Origin of the sequence: Bradyrhizobium sp. Mp27, from assembly GCF_029953005.1 — a bacterium.
In the GTDB taxonomy this organism is placed as follows: Bacteria; Pseudomonadota; Alphaproteobacteria; order Rhizobiales; family Xanthobacteraceae; genus Bradyrhizobium; species Bradyrhizobium barranii.
Map to the genome: position 1 here is coordinate 1 of NZ_JASAUS010000468.1, position 1,654 is coordinate 1,654.

The 1,654-nt window shown below is 65.1% G+C and carries 3 protein-coding genes; all 3 read right to left on the reverse strand.

Annotated features, from left to right (window positions below):
- Nucleotides 1–128 precede the first annotated feature (128 nt).
- Nucleotides 129–962 carry a hypothetical protein gene (locus tag QJT78_RS50980; protein ID WP_038944882.1) on the reverse strand — a complete coding sequence of 278 codons (834 nt, stop codon included), beginning with the start codon at nt 960–962 and terminating at the stop codon, nt 129–131.
- On the reverse strand, nt 959–1,144 hold the full coding sequence (locus QJT78_RS50985) for a hypothetical protein (RefSeq protein WP_038944881.1): 186 nt from the start codon (nt 1,142–1,144) through the stop codon (nt 959–961). Before QJT78_RS50985 ends, QJT78_RS50980 begins: the two co-directional genes overlap by 4 nt.
- Nucleotides 1,135–1,654: helix-turn-helix domain-containing protein (locus QJT78_RS50990; protein WP_281460869.1), on the reverse strand; the 520-nt coding region annotated here is incomplete at its 5' end. The genes QJT78_RS50990 and QJT78_RS50985, both read right to left, overlap by 10 nt.

Here is a 1,654-nt window from a genome sequence, read left to right on the forward strand (position 1 = left end):
CGGATCGCTGCCTTGGCGCTTCGGGCTGAACAGAATCCCCCATTCGATCGGGTACTTCAGCGACAGCGCGTGGATGTCGTAGAGCTCGGTCCAGTTGTCGATCCCGGTGAAGGTGATGAATTCGGGCTTCATGCGAGCGCTCCCCTATGCTGCGGTATGCGCAGCGGGTTGTGATATCCAGGCGGGAGAAATTGCTGGAGGTCGAGCTTGACGTAGTGCTGCTTGCGCAGCGCGCGGCAGGTCGCCGTCACCCGCTCAACGTAGTCTCGCCAGTCGATCGCATCGGAGACCTTCTTGACGTAGTTGGCCTTGCCGATCTTGTAGAGTTCGACGAACTCGTGGGTCTCCTTGACGATGTCGATCGAGGCTTGCGCGTCGAGCGTCGGCTCGAGGGACACCCAGGTGAAGATGCCAGCCTCGTAGAACCGCCGCAGCGTCTCGATCCGCTCCCATGGCATCGCGGCGTCGGGCTCCCACATGCGGGAGAAGGCACCGTCCAGGCCCGTCAGCGAGGCGGCATAAGCATCTCGGCTTGGCCGGTAGAGTCCCATGAACGGCAGCGCGCGGGCGCCACCCTTGGACAGCGTGCAGAACGCCATGCCGCCGTTCTTGAGCGTGATTATCGTCTCCTCGGTGTGTCCGAGGTCCCCAGGATGGAAAGGATCGCTTGAGAACGTGATGAGGACTTGGTCGGCCGGGTGGCCGTCGCAGACGCCGGCGCGTCGGTATCGACCGATGTCGCTGCGCAGCCTGGGCAGGAAGTCCGCACGCGGGACGGCGCCGGCGTTGAAGAGCCCGCGGTCGATGTGGGTCGCGTTTGGCACGTAGCAGTATTTGCAGCCATGACCGCAACCCTTGTAGGGGTTGGTCGCGAGCGGCGCGTACTCGCCGGCATTGCCCTTCGGCCGATAGATGACGTCGGCACCAGGCACGATCGGCTGATCAGCGAAGTATCCGCTCATGCCCCGTGCTCCTTGCAGCCGTGCGTGTAATCCTGAGTGTTGCCGACCCGCGACGCCGTCCAGCCGGCCGCCTTGCGACGTTCCGTGAACTCGTCGAAGGTCTCGCCGGGTTTGCTCTCGATCTCGGCGTTGCAGGAGTCGCACTCCAGCACCGCGATCAGGCCGCGCCACTTCAGTGCCATGTGCGAACCTCGCAGCTCGCGCCGTCGTACATCTCGGCCAGGAGGTCGAGCAGCGCCGGGCGCAGCTTCTTGAAGGCGTGGTGAGCCGTGGTGTGGTCACGGCCGCCAAAGGCTCGGCCGACCTGTCCTAGGCTTGCATCGGTCAGGGTGCGCGCCATGCACATTGCAAACTGGCGGCCCTGCTGGAGCGCCTTCTGGCGGCCGGCCGATATCAGCACGCTGGGGTCGATCTTGAAGGCGACCGCCGCGGCATGGCGGATCATGGTCAGCCGAGGTCCGCCCGGGTTCGCTTTCACCGCGGCGAGGTAGGCGATGACGGTCCGTCGCCGGGCGTATTGGAGCGCGTCATCTGCGAGAGCGCGGCCTTTGAACTCGACGCAGCCATGACGTCGCGGGACAATGTCGCGCACGGTATGGCTGTCGACCGTCAGCAAGTGTGTCGGGCGCACCTGCAGCGCGGCCGATGTGCGCGGCGAGACCGTGGGCGCCAATCGGTCGATCACATCAAGC

Excerpts from the sequence above, each read along its gene's own strand:
- QJT78_RS50985 (WP_038944881.1), bottom strand. The coding sequence starts at position 1,144 with ATGGCACTGAAGTGGCGCGGCCTGATCGCGGTGCTGGAGTGCGACTCC.
- QJT78_RS50980 (WP_038944882.1), bottom strand. The coding sequence starts at position 962 with ATGAGCGGATACTTCGCTGATCAGCCGATCGTGCCTGGTGCCGACGTC.